The organism is Clostridium sp. CM028 (assembly GCF_030585565.1).
GTDB classification, from domain to species: Bacteria; Bacillota; Clostridia; order Clostridiales; family Clostridiaceae; genus Clostridium_AD; species Clostridium_AD estertheticum_B.
This window is the reverse complement of the sequence record NZ_CP077766.1, coordinates 2,227,318-2,252,294: the sequence shown is the minus strand read 5'-3', so window position 1 is coordinate 2,252,294 and position 24,977 is coordinate 2,227,318. Positions and strand designations below refer to the sequence as shown.

The 24,977-nt window shown below is 29.2% G+C and carries 26 protein-coding genes; 19 read left to right on the top strand and 7 right to left on the bottom strand.

Annotated elements, in window-relative coordinates:
* Positions 1 to 140: 140 nt before the first annotated feature.
* The 9 genes from KTC94_RS10485 (at position 141) to KTC94_RS10445 (ending at position 6,299) form a co-directional block, all read left to right on the top strand.
* A complete protein-coding gene (locus tag KTC94_RS10485) occupies positions 141 to 353 on the top strand; it encodes a sigma factor G inhibitor Gin (protein ID WP_165414586.1) in 213 nt (70 codons plus the stop codon).
* Positions 332 to 1,780, top strand: coding sequence for an aminotransferase class I/II-fold pyridoxal phosphate-dependent enzyme (locus tag KTC94_RS10480; protein WP_216304503.1), 1,449 nt, complete (start codon positions 332 to 334; stop codon positions 1,778 to 1,780). Before KTC94_RS10485 ends, KTC94_RS10480 begins: the two co-directional genes overlap by 22 nt.
* Positions 1,781 to 1,807: 27 nt before the next feature.
* The gene (tmk, locus tag KTC94_RS10475) at positions 1,808 to 2,428 is read left to right on the top strand and encodes a dTMP kinase (RefSeq protein ID WP_165414584.1); all 621 of its coding nucleotides are present in this window, start codon (positions 1,808 to 1,810) and stop codon (positions 2,426 to 2,428) included.
* Between the two features lie 15 nt (positions 2,429 to 2,443).
* Positions 2,444 to 2,773, top strand: coding sequence for a cyclic-di-AMP receptor (locus KTC94_RS10470; RefSeq protein ID WP_165414583.1), 330 nt, complete (start codon positions 2,444 to 2,446; stop codon positions 2,771 to 2,773).
* 57 nt (positions 2,774 to 2,830) lie between these two features.
* Positions 2,831 to 3,775, top strand: coding sequence for a DNA polymerase III subunit delta' (locus KTC94_RS10465; protein WP_220320311.1), 945 nt, complete (start codon positions 2,831 to 2,833; stop codon positions 3,773 to 3,775).
* 131 nt (positions 3,776 to 3,906) lie between these two features.
* Positions 3,907 to 4,818 carry a stage 0 sporulation family protein gene (locus KTC94_RS10460; RefSeq protein ID WP_165414581.1) on the top strand — a complete coding sequence of 304 codons (912 nt, stop codon included), beginning with the start codon at positions 3,907 to 3,909 and terminating at the stop codon, positions 4,816 to 4,818.
* Between the two features lie 11 nt (positions 4,819 to 4,829).
* Positions 4,830 to 5,033: a heavy-metal-associated domain-containing protein gene (locus KTC94_RS10455; protein ID WP_220320312.1), complete on the top strand. Its 204-nt coding sequence runs from the start codon at positions 4,830 to 4,832 to the stop codon at positions 5,031 to 5,033.
* Positions 5,034 to 5,163: 130 nt separating this feature from the next.
* Positions 5,164 to 5,415: a YkuS family protein gene (locus KTC94_RS10450; RefSeq protein WP_165414579.1), complete on the top strand. Its 252-nt coding sequence runs from the start codon at positions 5,164 to 5,166 to the stop codon at positions 5,413 to 5,415.
* Between the two features lie 227 nt (positions 5,416 to 5,642).
* Positions 5,643 to 6,299 (top strand): LysM peptidoglycan-binding domain-containing protein, encoded by a 657-nt coding sequence (locus KTC94_RS10445; RefSeq protein WP_216304499.1) that lies wholly within the window; start codon positions 5,643 to 5,645, stop codon positions 6,297 to 6,299.
* A gap of 154 nt (positions 6,300 to 6,453) precedes the next feature.
* Here KTC94_RS10445 and KTC94_RS10440 read toward each other — a convergent pair whose 3' ends face one another.
* Positions 6,454 to 7,110 (bottom strand): PIN domain-containing protein, encoded by a 657-nt coding sequence (locus tag KTC94_RS10440; protein ID WP_216304498.1) that lies wholly within the window; start codon positions 7,108 to 7,110, stop codon positions 6,454 to 6,456.
* Between the two features lie 218 nt (positions 7,111 to 7,328).
* On the opposite strand from KTC94_RS10440, the gene KTC94_RS10435 reads away from it, so the two are divergent.
* The 6 genes from KTC94_RS10435 to KTC94_RS10410 all read left to right on the top strand — a co-directional run bounded on the left by KTC94_RS10435 (position 7,329) and on the right by KTC94_RS10410 (position 14,620).
* Entirely contained in the window at positions 7,329 to 8,078 is a 750-nt protein-coding gene (locus KTC94_RS10435; protein WP_165414576.1) for a tRNA1(Val) (adenine(37)-N6)-methyltransferase, read from the top strand.
* 54 nt (positions 8,079 to 8,132) lie between these two features.
* Positions 8,133 to 8,975 (top strand): 16S rRNA (cytidine(1402)-2'-O)-methyltransferase, encoded by an 843-nt coding sequence (gene rsmI, locus KTC94_RS10430; protein WP_165414575.1) that lies wholly within the window; start codon positions 8,133 to 8,135, stop codon positions 8,973 to 8,975.
* A gap of 117 nt (positions 8,976 to 9,092) precedes the next feature.
* A complete protein-coding gene (locus KTC94_RS10425; RefSeq protein WP_216304495.1) occupies positions 9,093 to 10,220 on the top strand; it encodes an NlpC/P60 family protein in 1,128 nt (375 codons plus the stop codon).
* 988 nt (positions 10,221 to 11,208) lie between these two features.
* Positions 11,209 to 11,802 carry a DUF1836 domain-containing protein gene (locus tag KTC94_RS10420; RefSeq protein WP_216303293.1) on the top strand — a complete coding sequence of 198 codons (594 nt, stop codon included), beginning with the start codon at positions 11,209 to 11,211 and terminating at the stop codon, positions 11,800 to 11,802.
* Positions 11,803 to 12,019: 217 nt separating this feature from the next.
* Positions 12,020 to 12,226, top strand: coding sequence for a hypothetical protein (locus tag KTC94_RS10415; RefSeq protein WP_216303294.1), 207 nt, complete (start codon positions 12,020 to 12,022; stop codon positions 12,224 to 12,226).
* Positions 12,227 to 12,706: 480 nt separating this feature from the next.
* Positions 12,707 to 14,620 carry an EAL domain-containing protein gene (locus KTC94_RS10410; protein WP_216303295.1) on the top strand — a complete coding sequence of 638 codons (1,914 nt, stop codon included), beginning with the start codon at positions 12,707 to 12,709 and terminating at the stop codon, positions 14,618 to 14,620.
* 80 nt (positions 14,621 to 14,700) lie between these two features.
* Here the strand turns inward: KTC94_RS10410 and ispF are convergent, their stop codons facing one another.
* The 4 genes from ispF to cls all read right to left on the bottom strand — a co-directional run bounded on the left by ispF (position 14,701) and on the right by cls (position 19,576).
* On the bottom strand, positions 14,701 to 15,168 hold the full coding sequence (gene ispF / locus KTC94_RS10405; protein ID WP_216303296.1) for a 2-C-methyl-D-erythritol 2,4-cyclodiphosphate synthase: 468 nt from the start codon (positions 15,166 to 15,168) through the stop codon (positions 14,701 to 14,703).
* A gap of 1,025 nt (positions 15,169 to 16,193) precedes the next feature.
* A complete protein-coding gene (gene rluF / locus KTC94_RS10400; protein WP_216303297.1) occupies positions 16,194 to 16,973 on the bottom strand; it encodes a 23S rRNA pseudouridine(2604) synthase RluF in 780 nt (259 codons plus the stop codon).
* A gap of 138 nt (positions 16,974 to 17,111) precedes the next feature.
* Positions 17,112 to 17,684, bottom strand: a complete 573-nt coding sequence (locus tag KTC94_RS10395) for a hypothetical protein (protein ID WP_220286924.1) — start codon at positions 17,682 to 17,684, stop codon at positions 17,112 to 17,114.
* 437 nt (positions 17,685 to 18,121) lie between these two features.
* Positions 18,122 to 19,576 carry a cardiolipin synthase gene (gene cls, locus KTC94_RS10390; RefSeq protein WP_216303299.1) on the bottom strand — a complete coding sequence of 485 codons (1,455 nt, stop codon included), beginning with the start codon at positions 19,574 to 19,576 and terminating at the stop codon, positions 18,122 to 18,124.
* A gap of 337 nt (positions 19,577 to 19,913) precedes the next feature.
* Between cls and KTC94_RS10385 the strand changes: the two genes are divergently transcribed.
* Both KTC94_RS10385 and truA read left to right on the top strand, forming a co-directional pair.
* Positions 19,914 to 21,446, top strand: a complete 1,533-nt coding sequence (locus tag KTC94_RS10385; protein ID WP_216303300.1) for a YiiX/YebB-like N1pC/P60 family cysteine hydrolase — start codon at positions 19,914 to 19,916, stop codon at positions 21,444 to 21,446.
* 114 nt (positions 21,447 to 21,560) lie between these two features.
* Positions 21,561 to 22,298 (top strand): tRNA pseudouridine(38-40) synthase TruA, encoded by a 738-nt coding sequence (gene truA / locus KTC94_RS10380; protein WP_216303301.1) that lies wholly within the window; start codon positions 21,561 to 21,563, stop codon positions 22,296 to 22,298.
* A 164-nt stretch (positions 22,299 to 22,462) separates the two neighbouring features.
* Here the strand turns inward: truA and KTC94_RS10375 are convergent, their stop codons facing one another.
* Together KTC94_RS10375 and KTC94_RS10370 are read right to left on the bottom strand one after the other, a co-directional pair.
* On the bottom strand, positions 22,463 to 22,648 hold the full coding sequence (locus KTC94_RS10375; RefSeq protein ID WP_216303302.1) for a hypothetical protein: 186 nt from the start codon (positions 22,646 to 22,648) through the stop codon (positions 22,463 to 22,465).
* Positions 22,649 to 22,760: 112 nt separating this feature from the next.
* Positions 22,761 to 23,612, bottom strand: a complete 852-nt coding sequence (locus KTC94_RS10370) for a hypothetical protein (protein WP_258280775.1) — start codon at positions 23,610 to 23,612, stop codon at positions 22,761 to 22,763.
* Between the two features lie 187 nt (positions 23,613 to 23,799).
* Here KTC94_RS10370 and KTC94_RS10365 point away from each other — a divergent pair, with 187 nt between their 5' ends.
* Together KTC94_RS10365 and KTC94_RS10360 are read left to right on the top strand one after the other, a co-directional pair.
* Positions 23,800 to 24,375, top strand: coding sequence for a nucleoside recognition domain-containing protein (locus tag KTC94_RS10365; protein ID WP_216303304.1), 576 nt, complete (start codon positions 23,800 to 23,802; stop codon positions 24,373 to 24,375).
* Between the two features lie 49 nt (positions 24,376 to 24,424).
* Complete coding sequence (locus KTC94_RS10360) at positions 24,425 to 24,961, top strand: spore maturation protein (RefSeq protein ID WP_165414495.1); 537 nt, start codon at positions 24,425 to 24,427, stop codon at positions 24,959 to 24,961.
* Positions 24,962 to 24,977: the final 16 nt, after the last annotated feature.

The following is a 24,977-nucleotide window of genomic DNA, read 5'->3' as shown; positions in this document are numbered from 1 at the left end:
TATTTATGGCATAAAATGTAGATAAATATATTTTAAATTATTAAGTGGACAAAATAAGAAACCGTACTTAGTTGAATAAAATATAGTATAAGAGGCTATACTGTAGGTAATTTTTAATTAGCAAGTTTAAGGGGGAAATTATGAAAAAAGAAAAATGTATTATATGTAGAAAGCCTCTAAATGATGGTATAATAATAAATGGAAGAGGGATTTGCAATAATTGCGAAGGAAGAATTATAGAATCAAAGGCTAATACTGATTTTTATGAATATTACAAGAACTGTATAAGAAAGACTTTGGTGCAGTTTATACCAAGAGGAGTGACTAAGGATTGTCAAGATTACCACTTGTAGATGGAGTGTTAAAATATATAAAAGAAAAAAATGTTTCCTTTTGTATGCCAGGGCATAAGGGAGGGCTTGGGTTTTTTAAAACGATAAGAGGCAAGGAGCTTTACGAAAATTTTATAAAGGGAGATATTACTGAGGTCGATGGACTAGATAATCTCCACCATGCAGAAGGAATAATAAAAGAGTCTCAAGAGTTATTGAGTGAATACTATGGAAGTATTAAATCTTATTTTCTAGTGAATGGTAGTACTAGTGGGAACTTAGCTATGATTTTTTCATCCTTCAATGAGGGTGACAAAATCATTGTAGAGAGAAATTGTCATCGCTCGATATTTAATGCCATTATTATGAGAAAACTAAAGCCAGTATATATTAAAAATGAAATTCATCCAAAATATGATGTTCCTTTTCCTTTAGATAAGGAGCATTTTTCCACTTTAATTAATGAAAATAAAGATGCTAAAGGGATTATTGTTACCTACCCTAATTATTATGGTATATGCTTTGATTTATCATACATTACTCAAATTGCTAGAAAATATAATATTAAGGTATTAGTAGATGCCGCTCATGGTGCGCATTTTGGTGCCAATAAGTTATTACCCGAAAACCCTTTGAAAATGGGAGTTAATATGGTAGTTATGAGTGCGCATAAAACTCTACCTAGCCTAACGCAAACAGCTTTTTTACATGTAGGAAAAGGCACGGATATCAGTAAGGTAGATTTCTATGCAAGTGCCTTTTTAAGTACAAGTCCATCTTATATGCTTTTATGTTCTATGGATTATGCAAGATTTTATCTTCAAGAGTGTGGTGAAAATGATTATGAAGAGTTAATTAAAATATGTAAATTTAATAGAGAGAGAATCAATAGATTAGGCAAATTTCACATTATAGGTGAGGAAGATTTATTAGTTGTATCAGAGAATTCCACTAAATATGATAATAAGTATACTATGGATTTAACTAGATATATATTAAATGTACCTAAGGGGTATAGTGGACATAAGTTATTAGAATATTTAAGAATAAACAATATTCAAGCTGAAATGAGTGATAGTAGAAATGTAGTTTTAATATTTTCACCCTTTAATAATCAGCAGGATTTTGAAGTGTTATACATAGCCCTGAAAAACTGTGATATGAACAATTTAAAGGGGAAATATGTAGAATTAATAGATTATGGTATGCCAATGCCAATTATGTACCCATATGAAGTAATGGATAGAGAAAAAACTATGGTAGAGTTAAAAAATTCACAGGGGAAAATAAGTGCAGTAGCAATAGTTCCATATCCACCAGGAATACCTATTGTAATGCCTGGAGAAAGACTAGATGAGGATACTATAGCTGTTATAGAATATTACTTGCAATGCAATGTAACAGTACTTGGAATTAATGATGGGAAAGTAGCAACAGTAGAAAAATAGACTATTAATATTGGTGGAGGGGATTGAATGGAAAGAGGGCGTCTAATAGCACTAGAAGGCCCAGATGGTTCAGGGAAAACTACTCAAATACAATTACTAGAAAAGCATCTAAAAGAATTGGGATTTGAAGTAGTAAGAACTAGGGAACCGGGTGGCACAGAAATTAGTGAGAAAATCAGAGAAATAATATTGGATAATGATAATTGTAATATGAGTTATATGTGCGAGGCATTACTCTATGCTGCGTCTAGGGCTCAACTAGTTAGCGAGGTTATAAAGCCAGCCTTAGACATGGGTAAGATAGTTATATGCGACCGTTTTGTATATTCTTCAATGGTGTATCAAGGCATTGGCCGCGGACTCGGATTGGAAAGAATAAAGAGCATGAATGAAGCCGCTTTAGATGGATTAGAAGCAGATTTAATATTTATGATTACTATCCCATATGAAGAAGGATTAAATCGAAAAAAAATGCAAAAGACTTTAGATCGTTTAGAAAATGGCGGGAATGAATTTCATAAAAAAGTTTTTGAAGGTTACTTAGAAATTTGTAGGAAATATGGTAAAATAGAAGTAATAGATGGTAATAGGAATGTAGATGAAATACATAAAGATATAATAAACAGAATAAAAAAAATAAAATTATAAAAAGGGTGGGGTTAAATGAAATTAGTTATTGCAATAGTACAAGATGATGATGCAAATGATTTAATTAAGGAAATAACAGACAAGGGTTTTAGGGTTACAAAATTAGCTACAACCGGAGGGTTTTTGAAATCAGGCAATACAACATTACTAATGGGTGTTGATAAAGAAAAGGTAGATGAAGTTTTAGCCATTATCGAGGAAGTATGTAAGGAAAGAAAGCAAATAATATCATCACCTTCACCTGTAGCTGGTTCTACTGGAGTATATATGCCATTTCCTATTGAAGTGGAGGTAGGTGGAGCAAATGTATTTGTAGTTGACGTAGACAAGTACATAAAGGTATAACTAATTAGAAGCAAGTATATATAAATCTATACTTGCTTCTATGTATGGAGGATCAAAATGAATTTTGAGAGCATAATAGGTCATAATAGTATAAAAAATCAAATAAGTAAATCTATAGAATCGGATAGGTTATCACATGCTCACCTTTTAGTTGGAGAGGAGGGAATAGGCAAAAGTATAGTAGCTAAGAATATAGGGTTAAAGGTTTTAGGAAAAAATCAAGATAGACAATATGTTGATTTGGTAGAATGGAGAATAGAAAAAAACAAAAGTACCATAGGGGTTAACTCTATAAGAGCTTTAATTGAAGAAATTAACAAAAAACCTTATGAAGGTGATAGGAAAGTTATTATTATTTACAATGCCCATAAAATGACGGTGCAAGCTCAAAATGCTTTTTTAAAAACAATCGAAGAGCCACCTAAAAACGTGATTATACTTTTATTATGTGAAAATCTTGAAGTTATATTGGACACAATAAAATCAAGATGCCAAATACATAAACTAAAGAATTTAAACGTAGATGAGATGAAAGAGTTTTTAAAAATAAATTATTATGATTTATCTTTAGAGGAGATAAGGGTTGTTATAGCTTTTAGTGATGGAATACCAGGAAAAGCTGAAAAGTTTATTCAAGATAATAATTTCAAGGATATTAGAAATATTACCTTGGAAATATTGCTTAATCTTAATAAAGTTGGAACTGAAGAGCTAATTAAATATGAAAAAAAATTATCTAATCAAAAAGAAAATTTTGAAGAAATATTAACTGCATTTCTTTCGTATATTAGGGATACCATAATATATAAAGAAATTGAAGAAGAAGATTTAATTCTTAACATAGATAAGTTATTAAGTATAAAAGAATTGGCTAATATATTTTCATTTATTAAATTAAATGGTATTATAAGCATAATAAATGATACTAGGGAGAATTTAGTTAGGAACGTTAACCCGGGGTTGACGTTTGAAGTAATGCTATTTAAAATGCAGGAGGTTTAACGACATTTCAGAAGGTAAGGTTCCCACTTATATAAGTGGGAGTTACCTACCTTAGCAAAAATAAAACTTCAGTGGTAGTTAAATCCCCTTCTGAAGTCGTTAATATGCAGCTGCGAAGGAGATGATTTAACATGGTTACAGTAATAGGAGTACGATTTAAAAAAGCTGGTAAAATATATTATTTTAGTCCAAATGGTATAGATATTCAAAAGGAAAATAAGGTTATTGTTGAAACCGTAAGAGGGATAGAATTCGGAGAATGTGTTATTGGCATAAAGGAAATACGAGAAGATGATATAGTATCTCCCCTTAAATGCGTTATCAGAAAGGCTACAGATGGAGATGCAGAAAAAGACTTAGAAAATAAAAGAAAAGAAAAGGAAGCCTATGAAGTATGCTTAGATAAGATACATAAACATGAACTAGATATGAAACTCATAGATGTAGAGTATACTTTTGATAATAATAAAGTTATATTTTACTTTACAGCAGATGGAAGAGTGGATTTTCGTGAATTAGTAAAGGACTTAGCGGCGGTATTTAGAACCAGAATAGAACTTAGACAAATAGGAGTTAGGGATGAAGCAAAAATGATAGGTGGGCTTGGACCGTGTGGTAGACCTATGTGTTGTTCAACTTTTTTGGGCGAATTTGCACCAGTGTCTATAAAAATGGCTAAAGAGCAAAATTTATCATTAAATCCTACAAAAATTTCAGGTATTTGTGGTAGACTTATGTGCTGTTTAAACTATGAGCAGGACACATATGAAAGAATAAGAAAAACTTTACCTACTTTAGGATCCATAGTAGACACACCTTATGGTAGAGCAGAAGTTATTGGGAATAGTGTTGTAAAAGAAACTGTGAAAATTAAGATAAAACTTAATGGGAGCGATGAAGAAATAGTAGAGGTTAAAATCGAAGACTTAACATTAATTTCTGGAAGATATGAAGATTCTGTTATCGTGGAGAATATTAAATTGGAGTTAGATGGAAATGAGGAAGATTCATATGTTGTAAAAGAACTATTTAAAGATAACTAGGGGGGGGGAAGATGAAGTCGGTTATAAAAGTATACAATATGAATACTTCGGAGGATATTAGTAACATTAATGTAGCAATATCTAATAATCAAGGGGTAGTTGCTTGCCAAATAAATAGTGTAAGCAAAGAAATAGAAATAATATATGATGATTATTTTGTTTCATTGGATAATTTAATTGAGGCAATTGAGGTAGTCGGGTATACAGTTGTATAAAGAAATCAGAGAAACTTTCTCTGGTTTCTTTTCTTTGTTTTTTGCTATGTTAAAAAGTAAAGTATAAATGGATTCATATGAATACGCATTTTAGAATTGGAGATAATAATTTTGAAGGGAGGCTTAAAATATGAAAAAATTAGCAGTGCAAAAGGGATTAAACCCAATTAAGGATTACTTGAGTGACGAGGGATATACAGTCAAAGAGTTTGATAATAGAAAAAAAAATGCAGGTAATTTTTTTAATAAATATGATGCTGTTATTGTCACGGGCGAGAATCAAGATATTATGGGTATAGAGAATACTATATCAAAAACTTCAATTATTAATGCAACTGGAATGACGGGTGAAGAAGTTAAGATGCAAATAGAAAAAAAATAGTATTTAACAAAAAGTAATATATTGGGATATAGAGGCTGTTAACTTACATTCAAAGGTTAACAGCCTATTTTTCTGTTGAAATACATTTAAAATATACTGATAATTTTTGCAAAAATATAAATTAGTTTTAAACAACAATAAAATAATTTGGAGGTATGAGAATTTTAAATTAAGTCAATAATTTAAATGTAAATCATTGACTAATAAATATGAAAGGGGTTTTAAATATGAGTATGAAAAAAGGAATAATTAGTATATCTACGATTGCTGTAGTAATGTTAGGAGTGTTTTTTTCTATGAAGTTCATTGGAGGAAGAGAAAATGTTGCTAATGTAAAATTACAAGATGATAGTATAGTGCAAAGCAATAAAATAATACCTACAGATAATAATGAGACGGTAACAAATAAAAATACTCAAGGGGAAAGCACTAATGAAATGGATGCTGCTTATATAAATGACAAAACTAACGTTGGAATGTATACTGTTAAAGAAAATGACACAGTGTTTAGTATAGTAAAAACGTATACACCTAGTCAGGACAAAAGCAAAATGGTTGAATTTATTAAAAGTAGGAATGGTATAAATGAATCTTACAAAATTGCAGCGGGTCAGAAAATAGTAATTCCTTATGAAAAAGCAATTAAAGATTCAACTGCTGTAGTTGAAAAAGCTAAAACAGATAAAACAGCTAAAACAGCTGTAGTTAAAAAATCTAAAACTGGTGACTACACTGTTAAAAGCAAAGATACATTAACTTCAATCGCCAAAAATAATATGACTTCATATAATGTGAAAAAAGCGATAGAAATGTTAAAAGAAACAAATAAAATTACAAATGAGGATGCTATAAAAGAAGGCACAATTATTAATATTCCAAAATAATAGCTATAAAAAAGAAGTGTAATTTTGAGTCTCTCAAAGTACACTTCTTTATTTATAGTGCAAGTAATTGATGCATTAAATCATCTCCTGTGGAGTTACACAGCTTCGAAAAAAATGAATTAACGACGGTAAAGTTGAAACAAATATTAGTTTGTTAAATCCTAAGTATTTGCATTTTACTACTTTCAGCAAAAATAAAGTCACCATCCAAAGTTAGTAAAAAGTCTATATTATTGTACTCCGCAGTAGCTATGTGGAAAGCATCATTTACAGATAATAGGTTTTCACACATGAATTTTTTAACTAGAGATATACACTCTTCAGGAATGTTAAGATATTTTATATTTATAATTTTTTCTAGTTCTGAAATTATTTCTACGGACTTATTGTAATAGATATTCAATAAATCTCTTTTCATAGAATTTTTAGAAATATTATCAAAATACCTTTTATATGGAATATGAATAAGTCTGTCTTTTTTCTTTTCCTTTAATATTTTTGTATCATGACGGCTAAAGCTATTTGCTATAGATCTAATGTTGACGGCTGAGTTATAGGGTCTATTATTGCTTATTTTACATTGGATGTCACTAATGAACAATTTATAAAGTATTTTATTTAAAACTTCTGCAGAGATGATACTGGTAGTGTAAAACTCACAACTTCCTTCAGAAAGTTGCTTTAAGCATGATAAACAATCACTATGCTTAATATCATCATCATATATTAAGCTGAGCAAGAAGGAGGCATCTAATAAAACAGAATTCTTATTGAAAACTATATTTTTAAAAGGATATAATATTAATTGCATTTTTAACCTCATTATAATCGATTATTATATAATTAATGTATATTCAACAATGGTTACTAATAGTAGTTTTATAATAAATTAGATTGGTGATAAATAAAATAAAATATATTTATTATTTTATAATCTGTATTCTCTTGATTTAGCAACAAAAATTGAGGTATACTTCTGTTGTTGTTATGTATAAAGTAAATATAGATTTCATAGAAAGGAGATACATAATGGGGTTTTTAGGAGATGATGAAACTTTAGATGATCTTAATTTAAAGGGAATTCATGTTATTCAAAAAAAACATGCTTTCCGGTTTGGGGTGGATGCAGTATTACTTGCTAATTTTGCTAAAATAAGAAGAAATGCTAAAGTTGTTGATTTATGTACTGGTACAGGAATAATTCCTTTCATATTAGCAGGTAAAACATATGCAAGTAATCTAATTGGTGTGGAAATTCAAAAGGAATTTGTTGATATGGCGAATCGATCTGCACGATATAATAATTTAGAACATAAAATTAAATTTATAAATGGAGACTTAAAGGATATAGAACTCATTAAAAGCATTCCCAAGGCAGAAATTGTTACAGTTAATCCACCTTATAAACTTCAAAATTCAGGATTAATAAGTTTAGATGATAAGAATGCTATAGCAAGACATGAGATTTGTTGCACATTAGAAGATGTAATTATTGCATGTAGAGCTTTGTTGAAGGATAATGGACGGATGTATATGGTACATAGGCCTGATAGATTAGTTGATATTTTATGCGCTATGAGAAAACATAGAATTGAGCCTAAACGTATAAGAATGGTGCATCCTAGTGTAAATAAGGCGCCTAACATTGTACTCATCGAGGGACAAAGAGATGGAGGAACCTTTTTAAAATGGGAGCCCCCTCTTTATGTTCACACTGAGGATGGTGGGTATACTCAGGAAATTGCTGATATGTATAATTCAAATACAATAGAATATTAAATAATTTAAAGGTAGAGCCAATTAATGCAAATATTAAAGTAAAGGGTGATAAGAATGTCAGGAAAATTATACTTAGTTCCAACCCCTATAGGCAATTTAAAGGATATAACGCTCAGAGCATTAGAAGTGTTACAAAATGTAGATATAATAGCGGCAGAAGATACGAGGCAAAGCTTAAAATTACTAAATCATTTTAATATAAAAAAGCCACTTATAAGCTATCATCAACATAATGAACAAGGAAAAAGTCAAAATATAATTGAGCAGATAAAAGAAGGTAAAAATATAGCTATAATTAGCGACGCGGGATCGCCGGGAATATCAGATCCGGGAAGCGTAATAGTTTTAAAGTGTATAGAACAGAACATAGAATTCGTAGTGCTTCCTGGTGCCACTGCAATTACTACTGCACTTGTATATTCAGGACTTGATACTACAAAATTCATATTTAGAGGATTTTTACCTAGGGAAAATAAAGATAGAAAGCCTATTATTGATGATTTAATAAATAGGAGTGAAACTTTAATTTTCTATGAGGCTCCTCACAGACTCTTAAAAACTTTAGAATTTTTATATGAAAGTATTGGAAACAGAAAAATATCAATGTGCAGGGAACTTACAAAATTATATGAAGAGATAATTAGGTTGAGTTTAGAAGAAGCTGTGGAATATTATAAACAAAACGCCCCAAGAGGAGAATATGTATTAGTAGTTGAAGGTAAGAGTAAGGAAGATATAGATAAAGATGAAAGAGCTAAATGGGATTTACTAACTATAGAAGAACATATACAAAAACATATGGATGAGGGAATAAATAAAAAAGATGCAATGAAAAAAGTTGCAAAAGATAGAAATATGCCTAAATCAGAAGTATACAAGCATTCATTGGAAATTTAACCTATGTTCCCAATGAATACTTGCGCAAAATAGTGTTATAATAAAAATGTCGTTTTAAGAGTGAATAAATTATAAAAGTACATATATATATATATTTTTTGATATGGGGGGATTAAGTTGCGAAAAAAAATAATATCGCTTATAGTAACAATTGGACTGGCTGCTACAATAAATATACAGGTATTGGCAGATCCATTATCGGATAAGCTTAGTAATCAAAAGGGCCGGCTTGAGGAGCAAAAAAACGAGTACAAGAAAATACAAGATAATGTTGCGGATATAGAAATTTCAATTGAAAAATTGGATTCGAGCATAGGAAAAATGGGCATAGAAGTGGATAAAACAAAAGATAAAATAGGTGAGACCCAGAAGCAAATAGAAAAAACAACAAAGGATATACAAGTTGCAGAGGCTAATATTAAAGAAGAAGAGGACTTATTTAATAAGAGAATGCGAAGTATGTATATGAATGGTGCGGATAGCTATTTGGAAGTTTTATTGGATTCCGAGGGAGTAGAAGATCTTATTTCAAGGGTTGACAACATTAAAAAAATTGTGGAATATGATAATAAAATTATTGGACAATTAACAGCTGAAAAGAGTAAAATTGAAAATAAAAAGGTTGTGCTTGAAGCTGAAAAAACTAAGTTATTAGTGTTGAAAACTGATAATGAAAATAAGATAGGCAAGCTTAAAGAAAAGAAGCAAGAACAAGATGCATTAATCAAGGAAGCTGAAAAGAAAAAACAATTATATGCTGGCAAGATTAGTGATGGACAAGCTACCGTAGATGCTACTATGAAGCAAATACAACAAATAAGAGATAATGCAGCTAAGACTGCTCAATCTAATGTTACTCCATCTAGAGGATCAGGATCAGCGTCAGCGTCACTTAGCTCTAATGCGATAGTTGCTTATGCAAGTAATTATTTAGGAACACCATATGTTTGGGGTGCTGCTGGTCCTGAATATTTTGATTGTTCTGGGTTTATGCAACATATATATAACCATTTCGGAGTTTCATTAAGCCGAACTACATATACACAGATAAATGAAGGATCATATGTATCTAGAGAAGCTTTGCAACCAGGAGATTTGATTTTCTTTGGTTCAGCGTCAGATCCACATCATGTGGGAATGTATGTAGGAAATAACTCATATATTCATGCACCTCGTACGGGAGATGTGATTAAAATATCAGAATTGACACGAGGAGATTACCTTACTGCAAGAAGAGTTAAGTAATTTTGAATAAAAAAACAGGCTATTTTAATAGTCTGTTTTTTTATTCACGAGAAAATTGTAAAGTTTGATTTTTATAAAACCGTAAATTGACCACAGAAAATATAAGATGGATGATATTTTCTGTGGCTAATTATCGAATACTAATATAAACGAGTTCAAGAAAAATTGCAATATTAATAGCAAAAGAGGGAATAGAAAAGATATGTGGTATTGCTGAGGGGGGGTAATAAGTTTGAGTGTATAAAACATAGCTGACTAAAGCAGGAGTGGATTAGTCAGCTGTTTTTTGGGGAGATTAGATAGTATAGGGAGGGTTAGTTTGCAAGTGATTTCAGATATAGCTAAAATCACTTGCAAACTATAATAATTTATTTAAATAAGATAAAAATCAAATGGCAGAAAAAGATAAAAATTGAAAGTAGAAAAATAATTTAATACTCTTTTCTCCACACAAGGATTAACAGTTTATGAACAGGTGAGAATGTATAATGTGGATAAGAAACTTGTCAGAATTACTTTTAATATGTAAATGCTTTTAAACAAGGCTTTCCGTGTAAACTAAATTGTCCACAGCTTCTGTTGATTAAATGTTAAAAACAGTGGATAACTTAATTATAATGGTTAAAATTTAGATGTTTGCAATATTAACTGTGAATTAAATCAAATTGCATAACGAGAATCTTGTAAAAGAGTAGAGTATATTGCGTATTATAAATAATGTTAAAAATTAGTGGGTTTTCAAACTAATAATTTATATTAACCGCTATTTATTATTAAAGTATACAGAGCGAAGAAAAAACAACATTAATATGGTAATATTTTTATATGCGAATCTTAGGTTAGTTATTTTCAAATTTCTACAGAAATAATGCAAATTATAAAAAAAAGAAAATAACTTGTAATAGTATATACATACCCTATAATATAATTATATGATCAAGACTATAAAATATATTTTATTTAGTATATTAATTTTGGAAGGTGACAAATGGTGGATAAGGCTAAATTTACTCTAGATAATATAATTTCATTATCAAAATCGGTATCCGAAAACAGCATAATTCTGTATGAAGAATTACCTCAGTACGATTTGTTTTTATCACAAGTGATTGATTACTTAAATGATAAATTTGATGCTGATAATTACACTAATAATATAGTACAGAATTATATAAAAGGCGGAGTTATATCTAAGCCAGAAGATAGTAAAAAAAGAGGCTATACAAAGTTACACCTTGCCCAATTAGTCTTACTTAGCTACATGAGACCTATACTTACGTCAGAGGAAATTAAAAAAGTCTTTAGACTAGCGTTCAATGAAATTAATGATAGAGATGATGATATTATTTCATGGGAGAAAGCTTATAAAATTTTCTCTGATATGCAAAAGGAAAGCCTTAATCATTTCGTAGAAAATCAGTTTTGTGATAAATCAAAATTACAAAGTATAATTAATGCTTTAGATTTAAAAGAAAGTGACGAGGAAAGAATAACAGTGTTTTTAGTTGTAATGACATTGGTATCACAAGCTAGTGCAATAAAAAAATTAATAAGAAAAATTGTAGATGATTATGAAAATTAAAAAATATAGAAGTGTATATTAACTATTTTAAGCGGGGGGATAACAGAAAATAAAAATTAATATTTATTCAGAAATAGGAATGAAGATCCATTTATAATGGATCCAATGCCAAATCTTAAAAAAATAAATCAAAATTAATAGCATTTTCAGCATAAATAGTAGTACACCATAATATTTATTAACTTATAGTTAATAAATATTAAAGGGGTAGATGAATATGATTGGTAAGGTACCAACATTAATTTATGATCTGTGTGGGGACAAAGTAGAAGTTATGAATTACACGAAAGTTTTTTTTGAAAATCAGAATGAAGAGGGTTATGTGCTTCATGTAGAGCAACATGATAGAGTTACATCTATAAGTGAATTTGATTTAGAGAAAAGAGAAGATAAGTATTATTGCACTAGGAAGTTGTTTAGCTAACTAAATTTTTGAACATAGTTTTAACGACATTTCAGAAGGAAGGTCTCCTACTTCTATAAGTTGGAGTTACATGCCCTAATAAATAGAAAACTTCAGTGGGAGTATAAATCTCCTTCTGAAGTCGTTAATATGCAGCTCCGCAGGAGATGATTTAACGTCATTTATTTAATCACACAAGCTTTATAATTAATAAAGCTTGTGTGATTTTCTGCGTTTATAGTAATATTATATATTTGTAGTATAATCAAATAATGATAAGTATATTTTAGCTTATAAAAAGAAAACACTGTTTATAAATATAAGGGTGAATTAACCGATAAATAGTGTAAATCATATATTATAGTGAAATTAATAGTTTATACACTGTTAACTTAACTCGAAATAGTTTATAATTTATAAAATTAACATATGAAATGCAATAAGTCTGGATAAAGGTATGTTTAGCTATAGTATAATAATAATTGGTGTAGGGGGTAAAATATGCTAAGCCAGAAAGAGAAAACAATGATTTTAGAAAATTTTGCAGAAGAAAATCAACCTATAGAAATAATAAATAAATTAAATGATGGACAATCTGAGGCGGCGGTATATACTGTGGAATTTAGTGAATCGCGTAAATTAGGAGTTCTAAAAATTCAGGAAATGAATGAAAGCGGATTACATAATAAAGCATTCTTACAAGCAATAGAGAATGGAATTGAAGGATATATTCCTGAAATTATTGATGAAGTGGAAATACAATGTGAAAATAATTTAAAGAGATTTGGAGTTTTATATGAATTAGGCGGAGATAATGTACTGGGAATTAAAACATTGAAATATTCAATGGAAAATGAATTAGCATTAGTTAAGCAAACTTCAGAACAAGTAGCTAAATTTTTATATAATTGGAATAAGCCTCATATCTCTGAAATTAAATCTCCTATTGATATAATGAAAACTTCCTTAGGTTATAGATTTATGGATGAGAAATTTATAAAGGGTTTTGAAACATTAATGATCGATGAGGATAAAAAATGGCTAGTCATTGATGGAGTTGATAAATTTTTTCCGAATCCATATAAATTTTTTGCAGATGAAAAGGTATGGTGTGGTCGTAAAATAAAATATTTAGATTCATGCATACATGGTGATTTGCACGGAGGAAATATAATTGTTTCGGTGAAAAAACCGTCTATTATTGATTTTGGAAGTTACCAACTTCATAGTAATATTTTTTATGATACAAGGTATTTAGAAATACATTCTTTAATGGACTATTTAAAATTCGATAACAATAAACAAAGAAAATTTTGGATTAGTTTATGTGACGAATTAACAAAAAATGTTAAATATGTTGATATTCCAGATGGAGAAGGAGCTAGTATATTGAGAGATATAATACCAGAATTAAGACATGGTATAGACTATTTGCTCTCGGATTCTAGAAATAAACTATATGAGCCATCTTTTTATTTAGCTGGAGTTTCTGCAGGATTGAATTTCATTCGTAAAACAAAGGATGAAAATAAAAGGATGGCAGCAATGATATATACAATGTATAACTTAAGAGCAGTTTTAAAGCATGAACTTATAGATTTATATAATCCTAGCTTATTATCGAGCACTAGTGTTCAATGGTTTTTAGATGAAGCTTCAATAAGTGAGTATCTAGATAATGATTCAATATATAAAATTGACGAAAAGGCATATCACATTTCGGGTATAATAAAAAATAAGTCTATAGAGCTTACAGTTGAGCCTATTATAAACTTAAACAGTGGCAGGGTTAAATCATTAGAAATACTAGTTAGGGATTCAAGATTAGAATTTTTCCCGGATGAAATGTTTGAAAAAGCTAGACTTACCGGGGATTTGGAAAACCTTACTATGCTAGCTTGTGACAAATTAAATAACTATCTAAACAAACTTGAACCATTTATTGAAGAAGGATTATTTTTTAAGCTTCAATCGGATACAACTAGGCATACTATAAAAAAAGTTATAAAGAAATTGGAAGGGACAAACTTAGTTTTAGAAATTACACAACGTATACCAAGAAGTGCATTTTGGCGTAATTTTGCTGATGAATTAAAATTCAAATTAGCTATGGATAACTTTGGAGAAGGTAACTCTAATATGGTAGAATTGATAAAAATGAAGCCACATTTTATAAAAATTTCTCAGGAGATAGTAAAAGATGTGCATAAAGATGAAATAAAAGCATTGATGATAGAACATATGGTTAAAATGGGGATAAAAACAGGAATGAAGATTATAGCCGAGGGAATACGAACCTTGGAAGAAAAGGAAAAGCTAATGGAACTAGGTGTTGAATATGGACAAGGTACGTATTTTTCTTCAGCCATGCTTATTGATCATGCAGATTATGGAATTTGGAAACAAGGATTTTAGAATTTTAACGACATGTCAGAAGGAAGTCTCCCACTTCTATAAGTGGGAGTTACAGACCCTAACAAACAGAAAATAAAATTTTATTTTAAAAGACAGATGGCATTAGAAGAGATCCCTTCTAGGCGGCCAGTAAAACCAAGGCCTTCCTCTGTAGTAGCTTTAATGTTAACTTTATCTATAGGTAATTGTAGCGCAGTTGCAATATTTATTACCATAGGGGGTATATGGGGCGCCATTTTAGGGTTTTGTGCAATTATTGTAGCATCAATATTTTCGATTATGTAATTCTTATTTTTTATTAAACTGCCTACATATTTAAGTAGGACAATGCTAGACATGCCTTTATATTTAGCATCAGTATCGGGGAAATGATTTCCAATGTCACCAAGAGCCGCAGCACCTAAAAGGGCATCTATGATAGCGTGAACAAGAACGTCTGCGTCTGAATGCCCTAGTAATCCAGCCTCGTGCGGTATGGTTACTCCACCAAGTATTAAACTTCTACCCTTAACTAATTTATGAACATCATAGCCCATTCCAATTCTCAAGCGAATTACCTCTTTTCAATTTAATTTATAAATATTTTAAATATATAGAAATGTAACAGTAGGAATATATACTTTTCTTTATATAATATAGCATTTCATGAGAAGGTAATCAAGAAAATTTATTCGCGCAACACATTAAAATATGTAGTGAGGCACTCACGGATTTAGTAATAGGAAATATGATGAGAAAATAGCCAATAAGTTATTAACATGTTATCCACAAAACTGTGGATAGTGTGCATAACTTAATAATAAAATTTAGAAATATTTTATTTAAAATGCAAGTATTTACATAAAAAATTCTAAAAACGTCTATAATGAATACTATAAAGTATTCATTAACATCAACCCCACATATTATCCACACAAAAGCTGTGGATAATGTGTATAAGCCTTAAATGTTTTATATAAATTTACAAAAACATACATAATTTTAGTGCATTTGTGGATTAGTAAATCTTAATGTGTACAATCTGTTAGTCTAAATAAAAAATAGTAAAAAATTTCAAATTATTAGTAAATTTATGAAAATAATAGAGTGAAATATAACGTAATATTTATAGAAAAATAAATATTAATTACTTAGAAAGAATTTTAAAAGGTTGAGAAAAAGTTGTCAAGTTTTTTAGTGATAACTATAACAAATTGTTTAGTAGCGTGCCTAAGCACCAGAAATGTAATTAAAATGTAATAGCTATAAAACAGTAAAAAATTAAAAAGATCTCAAATTGTAGGGAGTCCCATAGAAGAAATTACCTTTGAGTCAGTAAAAGAATATTGGATAATATCTCATAGAAAAAGACTAAAGAAATATTTGAATTCAAGGGTAATAAAGAGATAATTACTAATAAATTTAAAGATATATTTACAAAAAAAAGCAGAAGTTAAATAAGATAGTTATTATTAACTAAGACTAACAAGTTATCCACAATTTCTGTGTGAATAATGTTGATAACCTTTATATAAGCCAAAAAGCACACAAATTTGTGTGCTTTTTAACTACATTTAAGCATAGAAGATGATGTTTAAGCATTTTCAGTTTTAATAGAATCAGAAATTAACTTATTAATACCGACTAGTTCTTTTGGCGTTAGATATCTCCATTTCCCAAGGGGTAAGTTGTCTATAGAAACATTCATAATTCTAAGCCTTTCAAGTTTCACAACAGCATACCCTAAATGCTCACACATTCTTCGTATTTGACGGTTAAGTCCTTCTGTTAAAATTATTTTAAAAACATATTTGCCTTCTTTTTTTACAAAACATTTTTTAGTTATAGTATTTAGTATAGGAATACCATTTGCCATACTCTTTATGAAATTAGGGGATATAGGTTTATCTACAGTAACAATATACTCTTTTTCGTGGTTATTACCTGAACGTAAAATTTTATTCACAATGTCTCCATCGTTAGTTAGAAATATAAGACCTTGAGAAGGTTTATCAAGGCGACCAATGGGGAAAATTCTTTTTTTAAAATTTATAAAATCTATGATATTTCCATTAACTTTATGCTCAGTAGTGCAGGTTATTCCAACGGGTTTATTGAAAGCTAAGTAGACAAATTCTACTTTATGTTTTAATGGTTTACCATTTATTTCAATGTGATCAGCTGCAGATACTTGAGTGCCCATTTCAGGGATTTTGCCATTTAAGGTGACATTGCCTTTGTCAATCAGTTTATCTGCTTCACGCCTAGAGCAAAAACCCGTTTCACTTATAAATTTATTTAATCTAATTTTTAAAGCACTATTTTCATAGGGCTGAATAATGTTTTTCTCTTTTTCATTAGGTGTGGTTTTCATTTTGCACCGTCCTTTGGAATTATAAAATAAGATTAAGGTATACAACTCATATTATATGGTTAAATCATCTCCTGCGGAGATTAAATGTCGTTAAATAATCATACAAATAGTTGTAAGGGTATCTTAAGCGGGATACCCTTAGTCAATTACAGCTTGACCATTATTATTTAGTGATACCTTGAAATTATGTGTACCAGCATACCTATTAAACTCAGTTAAGTTAATTGGAGTTTTATTTTTATTTTCAGAAACAAATATATAAATTTTTAAACCGTCGTCCGCATGTGCTTTAGTTAGGTATTTTTGTTTAAGCGATTCATCTAAAATTAAATGAAGTGCTTCATCCAAGGATTTATTTTCTAAATTTACAAGTTGTTTTATTTTATAGCCTCCAGGACTTCTGCCTTCTACTTTTGTAATTTTATTTGAACCGTTTACCTCCATTTTTAGAGAACAATTCATGTCGACTATAACAGAAAAATTATATCTATTATCCAAATATAATTTTCTTATTGAAAATAAAAGTAATAGGATGCAAGAAATAGCCAATAAGTACTTCCAAACGGAAATGCTTCGAAATTCTTTACCTACATATAGTTCGCCTATTTTAGGATGAGCCGTATGCTTTTCAAGGGTTACAAATTCATTATTTTGAGTTATGATATAGACCTTATTTTTTTCAATGTTAATTATTTTTCCGGATTTTTGCATAGTGGCACCCCTTTTATATGCTGTAAGTGTATTTAAAAATGATAATGGATTGGAACTTATGCCTGCCACGGTTATGGCGAGGAGATAAACCTAAGTAACTATTTACAGGAGGATAAATGTAATAAATTGATTTTATAATTATAGAGGCTGATAAGCATTATATTCAGGATTTAAGGAAACTAGAATATACAAAGTATGCACTGAGTTTCAATTATTATTATATCACATGAGAAGCTTATTAATAATTCCATTAGTTCATAAAGATAAGAAATATGGATTAGTAATAATTCTAAATCATAAAATGGGAGCATACAATGAAATTAAGAGGGCTAATGATTTCCCTTTTGTTATTTAGTATATATTTTAGGGTCAAAATAAATTAGGAATATTATAATAAAAAACCTCACAAACATTAAAAAAGTTTGTGAGAGTTTTTATTACAATATAGGCGAAAGTAATCTTGAAATAGATTCCTTAAATTTAACAATAAAACTTCTATTAACATATTTTTCGAGAGTTAATTCATCGCAAAATTTTAAATCGTCCATAAAAAAATGTTCTAAGTCGGAAGTTATTTCTTTATCATATATAAAAGCATTAATTTCGAAGTTTAAAGTAAAGCTTCTAATATCTAAATTAGCGGTGCCTATGGAGCTTATAGACTTATCAATAGAAAGAAATTTACTGTGAAGAAAGCCCTTAGTGTAGGTATAACATTTTACGCCTGATTCTAGTAGCTCTCCCATATAAGATGTAGAAGCCCAATACACAAAGGGATGATCTGGTTTACTAGGTATCATTATGCGAACATCGACTCCGGATAAGGATGCTATTTTTAAAGCTTCTAATATACTGTCATCTGGAATGAAATAAGGAGTTTCTATAAAAATATTGGTTTCAGCTTTGCTAATCATTTTTAAATATCCATTTCTAATAGACTTCCAAGTTGAATCAGGACCGCTTGAAACTATTTGTAGACCTGTATTCCCAAGGTGAGCTCTGTGAGGGAAATACTTGTTATCAAAAATTGAATTTTCATTGGCGGCAAATCTCCAATCCATTAGGAAGTGCAATTCCAATGCATCTATTGCATCGCCCTGTATGAATAAATGGGTATCTCTCCAAAACCCAAATTTTTTAGAAAGACCTAAATATTCATCACCAATATTAAAACCACCTATAAAGCCATATTGACCATCGATAGTACAGATCTTACGATGATTTCTAAAATTTACTCTTAGATTTATATAAGGAACAAAGGGTGGGAAGAAACAAACAACTTTTCCGCCAGCCTCAATTAGTGGGGCGAAAAAGCGCTTAGGCACTTTAAGGCATCCCATACCATCATAGAGTAATTCTACCTCCACCCCTTCTTTAGCTTTTTGGGATAAAATTTCAAGAATAGTTCTTCCTAGATTATCATTTTGAAATATATAATACTCCATATGGATATATATTTTTGCATTTTTAAGGTTTTCTTTAAGTTGATCAAATTTTGATTTGCCATCAGTAAATATGGTTACCTTGTTATTATTAGTGTAAAAAGAATTATCACTGCAAAGATTAAGTGTCATAATGTCAGAGTATTTACTTAAAAAAGGATTAGTTTTAATTAAATCTTCATTATTTAAGAACTCCTTTTGTTTATCAATAATTGAGGTAAGATTCTCTTTTTCTTCTTTTTTTAGAGAAAATAATTTTTTTCTTTTCAAATTTTGACCAAGAAATAAGTATAGAATAAATCCTATGGTAGGTAAAAATAGTAATACCATAAGCCAAGTCCAAGTACTTGCAGGATTTTTGCGTTCAAGAAATACAACTGCCAAGGCGAAGAGGATATTGATAATAAATAATAAATTTAAAAAATGTAACAATAGTTCATTTGTAAACATATGTGCCTCCAAAAATTCATTTTATCTTATAATGATAGTATACATATAAAAGCGTATAAAAAAACATTAAAAATACGTATAAATAGAATATCTATTTTTTTATTAAATGTTTTTTGAGTAAAATAGAAATATTTCAGTATTATAATTTATATTATTAAAGGAATAGTAAGTTTTATGGTATAATAAAATTAAATTGCTGAAATCAACTTATGTGAAGAAGTATGTTTTGAATTGAATTTATGAATATATTAATAATATGTATTGTTTTTTTATTTGTGCATGAAGGTTTATACTAGATTGCTACTTTAAAAATGAGAATGGAATCGGGGATAAGGATATGGGGTTAGTTCATAGAATAGTTGATGAGGAAATAAACAAATCCTTAGAGCTTATAAAAGAATTAGAACTTGTGATGAATGAGATTCAAAGTAGCGAAAGTCTATTTAGTTCTAATATTCAAAATATGTCTTTAACTAACAAACAAAGTATATTAGAAAAGTGGGTTAGTTATGTAGGATGTTATAATGAATTGAATGAAACACGGGAAAAATATAAAAATAAACTTATATTAAAACATACAGAAGATTCACACACTAAATATAAAAATATATTATTAATTTATGCCTCTACCATAGCGATACGTAAAAATGCTGTATTGTTAGCTAACATTATAGAAAAAAATAAGTATTTGGAGTCAATGTTAAATGAGGCTAGGCCCGAATATAATATTAATAAAAAACAATATTATTATATTACACAAGAAATTACAGAAATTTATTATATGATATCTTTGTTTAGGAATAAGCATTACTTTGATTTTATGGTAAATCACTATGAAGTTTATGGATATGAAAGAGATGAAAACGAAGAAGAATTATTAAATTATGCAAGTTATAATTATTTAAATGTTATAAAACTTGTTAAAAATCATAGAAATATTGTTAAAAATAATATGATTAATTTTTTTGGAAAAAATATTTTTGATTTTTGGTTCCCATTTCAAAAATGGATCGCTATAAGTATTACTGGAGTTGATTACTCTAGTAGAAAAGAGAAATATGTTAGTAATGAAGATATTAATATTATAAAAGAAGAATTGCTACCAGGGGATATACTTTTAAAGAGGAACAATTATCAACTAACCAACCTGGGATTACCAGGATTTTGGACTCACACTGGGATTTATATAGGCTGTTTAGAAAAATTGGACAAGTATTTTAACGACATCCCACTGGGGGATTGTTTGTGTGTTTCAGAGTATGTAAAAGTAATTTATCCTAAAGTATATGATAGTTTATGCAATGAAAATAATGGAGAATATATTATAGAAGTTATTGCCCCTGGTGTGGTAATAAATCCTCTAGATGCTATTGCAAAAGTTGACTATTTTTCTGCATTACGTCCTAAATTACCTAAAGAGGATAAATTAAAAGCATTGTTTACAGCGTTTGAATCTTTAGGGAAGGCATATGATTATAATTTTGACATTATGACAGATAATGCTTTGTTTTGTAGTGAATTAATTTATAAATCGTATTTATGTTCAAGGAATAAGAAAGGGCTTACATTTAACTTAGAAGCAAAAGCTGGCAGGCTATTACTTTCACCTAATAATATTATTAAAAAATTTGATTCAGAATTTGATAGTGAAAATGCAGAATTTGATTTTGTAATATTTTATGATGGTAGTGAAAGAGAAAGAAAAGCTATAAGGAAAAACGAAAATGATTTAAAAATAACTTGGAAGCTATCTAAGTGGAGAATGTTAAGGAGAAGGGTTATTTTAAAAACAGAAATAAGGTATCCTATAGTAATATTAAATTCAGCATTGTCAAAATTAAAAATTATTTTATATGGTGTGTTTTATTAATTATGATATATGTATATAATATAAGCATTGTATTAAAAATATGGTTAAGTATTAAAAAATATAGTTAAAATATTAGATTAAATTCTAAAACAGAAAGTAGGATAAATAATAAATATGAGAAATATAAAAATTGTAATAGAATATGATGGTACTAGGTATAAAGGATGGCAAAGACTTGGAGATAGCGATAATACGATTCAGCACAAAGTAGAAGCCGTTTTAAGTAAGATGGCAGAAGAAAATATTGAAATTATTGGGTCTGGAAGAACAGATGCAGGAGTACATGCAACAAACCAAGTAGCAAATTTTAGAACAGAATGCACAATGCCAGATCATAAAATGCGTAGTTATTGCTATGAATATTTACCAGAAGACATTGTAGTGAAGACGGTCGAAGAAGTGGATCTCAATTTCCATGCTAGATATAATGCTAAAGTTAAAAAATATGTATATAATATTTGTAATAACAAAGCACACAATGTTTTTACTAGAAAATATGATTATCATGTGCCACAACCTCTAAATATTGAAAATATGAGAAGAGCAGCAGAAATTTTAATAGGAGAACATGATTTCCAAAGTTTCACAACACTTAAAACAAAGAAAAAGTCTACTATAAGAAATATTTATACAATAAATATCGTAAATGATGATGGAAATATAGAAATTAGTGTTCAAGGAAATGGATTCATGAAAAATATGGTGAGATTAATAGTTGGGACACTTGTTGAAGTGGGCCTGGGTGAAAAATCTGTAAATGAAATTAGTGATATTTTAGATAAAAAAGAAAGAAAATATGCTGGACATATTGCACCAGCAAAAGGCTTATTTTTAGAAGAAGTTAATTATTAAAAACCAATAAAATGGTTAATATTACAGCACCAAAGGTGATGATTTAAAAGAGGCACATAAGTATTAACTTATGTGCCTCTTTTTAGTTTTATGTTTAGTTAAAACATCTCCTGTATAGCTGAGCATCTTATTTGAATATACCTTATGTAGCTATATATGCCAAACTACAGTATTCCTTCATTCTTTAATATATCTTCAATTTCATCAACTTTTCTAGAGAGAATATAAAAACTATCTTTTAATATATTTTTTGGAAGAGGAGTTTCTTTTATAGTTTTTTCTAACACGTCTATAGTGTCGAGTGCATCATCAATGCCCTTTTGTGCTAGTTTTAGATTAGCTTCTTTCATTTTTTAATCTCCTTTAACTTATGTTATTTCATTAAATATACTTAAACCCTAACATTAGTAATTACTAATTTCAAGTTAAGAATGACTTTTATTTTATGTAAAATCGAAAAAATTAACTTTTCTTATTCTTAAGAATTTTATTTTTAACATCTTTCAAAATAGAATCGAAACCTTTGAATTTTACGTCAGGAAAGGCTTTTATAAGTCTTGAATAATCGGGGGATTTTTTGAAAACCAAAGAATCATATTTTACTTTCAATTCTTTTATGATAGTCTCAACGTCAGATTTTTTCTTACTCATCTTAATTTCGGCACTTTCTATTAACTGGTCCAATTTAATTTTTAATTCAGACATATCCTTAGTATTCCCTAAATTTAATTTAAAATCTGGAAGTTTATCGATTAAATCTGAATATACTGTATTTAATTGGGTTAATAGGGACCTTAATTTAAATATTGTATTCACAGTAATTATAAAATCAATGAAGAAATATAGGAATAGAATATAAAAAAGTGTTATGCCTGGGATAGGTGGTATTAAATTTACTATGTAAATAATATAGGGGTGAATTACCTTCAAAATAAATATGGAAACAAAGCCCCATATTATAGAAAAGGATAAGCAAATTCTACCCTTAAGATTGTATGGCTCATCACTGTAATCCCACCAAGTACTATTAAATGCAGTTTCTAGAATATAACCTGTCATATACTCTAGAGCAGAGGTTAAAAATACTGAACCTAAAAAAAGGAAAATATAATTAGTTTCAATATGCTTTAGCAAAACAATTATTGCCAAAGTACCAAAACCATAAATAGGACAAAAGGGACCGTGGAGGAAGCCGCGGTTAATGAATTCTTTTTTCTTAACTGTAGCATATACTGTTTCAAGACACCATCCCATAAAGGAATAGATAATAAAATAATAAAAAAGCGTAAATACGCTAGAATTTAACAAAGTCATATTAATCATAGATTAACTCCCTTTTTTTTAGCCCATTGTACATTGAATAAGAAAATGATAACACAAAAAGCGTTTTTTTTATAGTATATGGGATGAATAAATATTATTATATGCAATTTTATAGAAATAACTACATATATATTAATTAAGCAATGATAATTTAATTTGAATTCTAGGAGGAAAATACATGATAAATATTATTTGGTTTTTAATTTTATCATTTGGGACAATTATTGGTATTGTTACAGGAAAAGGAGAGATTTTATCAAAAGTTATTGTTTCATCAACAACTAGTGCTGTGGAATTAGTAATGGGACTCGTTGGAATGATGTGTCTTTGGTGTGGGATAATGAGAATTGCTGAAAAAAGTGGATTAACTGATAAATTGGCAAGGCTGCTTAGGCCAATATTAAAAATAATATTTAAAGAAGCTGCAAAAAACCAGAAGGCGATGGCTAGTATTACCATGAATTTAACAGCCAATATGATGGGACTTTCTAATGCAGCCACACCCTTGGGCATAAAGGCTATGGAAGAGATGCAGAAAATTAATAATGAAAAAGATATAGCTAGTGATGACATGGCTTTATTTTTAGTTTTAAATGCTGCATGCATTCAGCTTCTGCCTACAACGGTGATATCTATTAGGGCTGCGTATAACTCTCAAAATCCAGCAATTATTATAATACCTGCAATAATTGCAACAGGTACTGCTGCAGTCTTAGGCGTGGTTTATTGTAAAATTCTACAAAGGTATTTTTAAATATATAGAAATATTAATGTTTAAATTTAGATGGGGTAGGTGAAATAGGATGATTATAGCTAATTTAGTATCGTATATTTTAAAGGGAATAATTCCAATTATCATAACGCTTGTGGTAATATATGGAGTTATTAAGAAGGTGAAGGTATATGAGTGTTTTGTTGAAGGCGCAAAGGACGGAATAACTATTTGCCTGAAAATTTTTCCGTATCTTTTGGCTATGATTATAGCTGTTAATGTATTTAGGGCTTCCGGGGCTTTAGACTTTTTTATTTATTTAGTAAAACCAGTTGTTGTGTTTATTGGACTCCCCCCTGAAGTTGTTCCTTTAGTTTTAATAAAACCACTTTCAGGAAGTGGAGCTTTAGGAGTATTCACTGATATTATAAAGCAATATGGAGCAGATAGTTACATAGGACGCGTGGCATCCATAATAATGGGATCAACAGAAACCATTTTTTATACCTTGACAGTATATTTTGGAGCGGTAAATATAAAAAAAATAAGGCATACACTAGTAGCAGCAATATTAGCAGATATTACAGCAATTATAATGGCAGTTAACCTGGCTAAGTTCTTCTTTTAAGGACATTTTAAAAGGG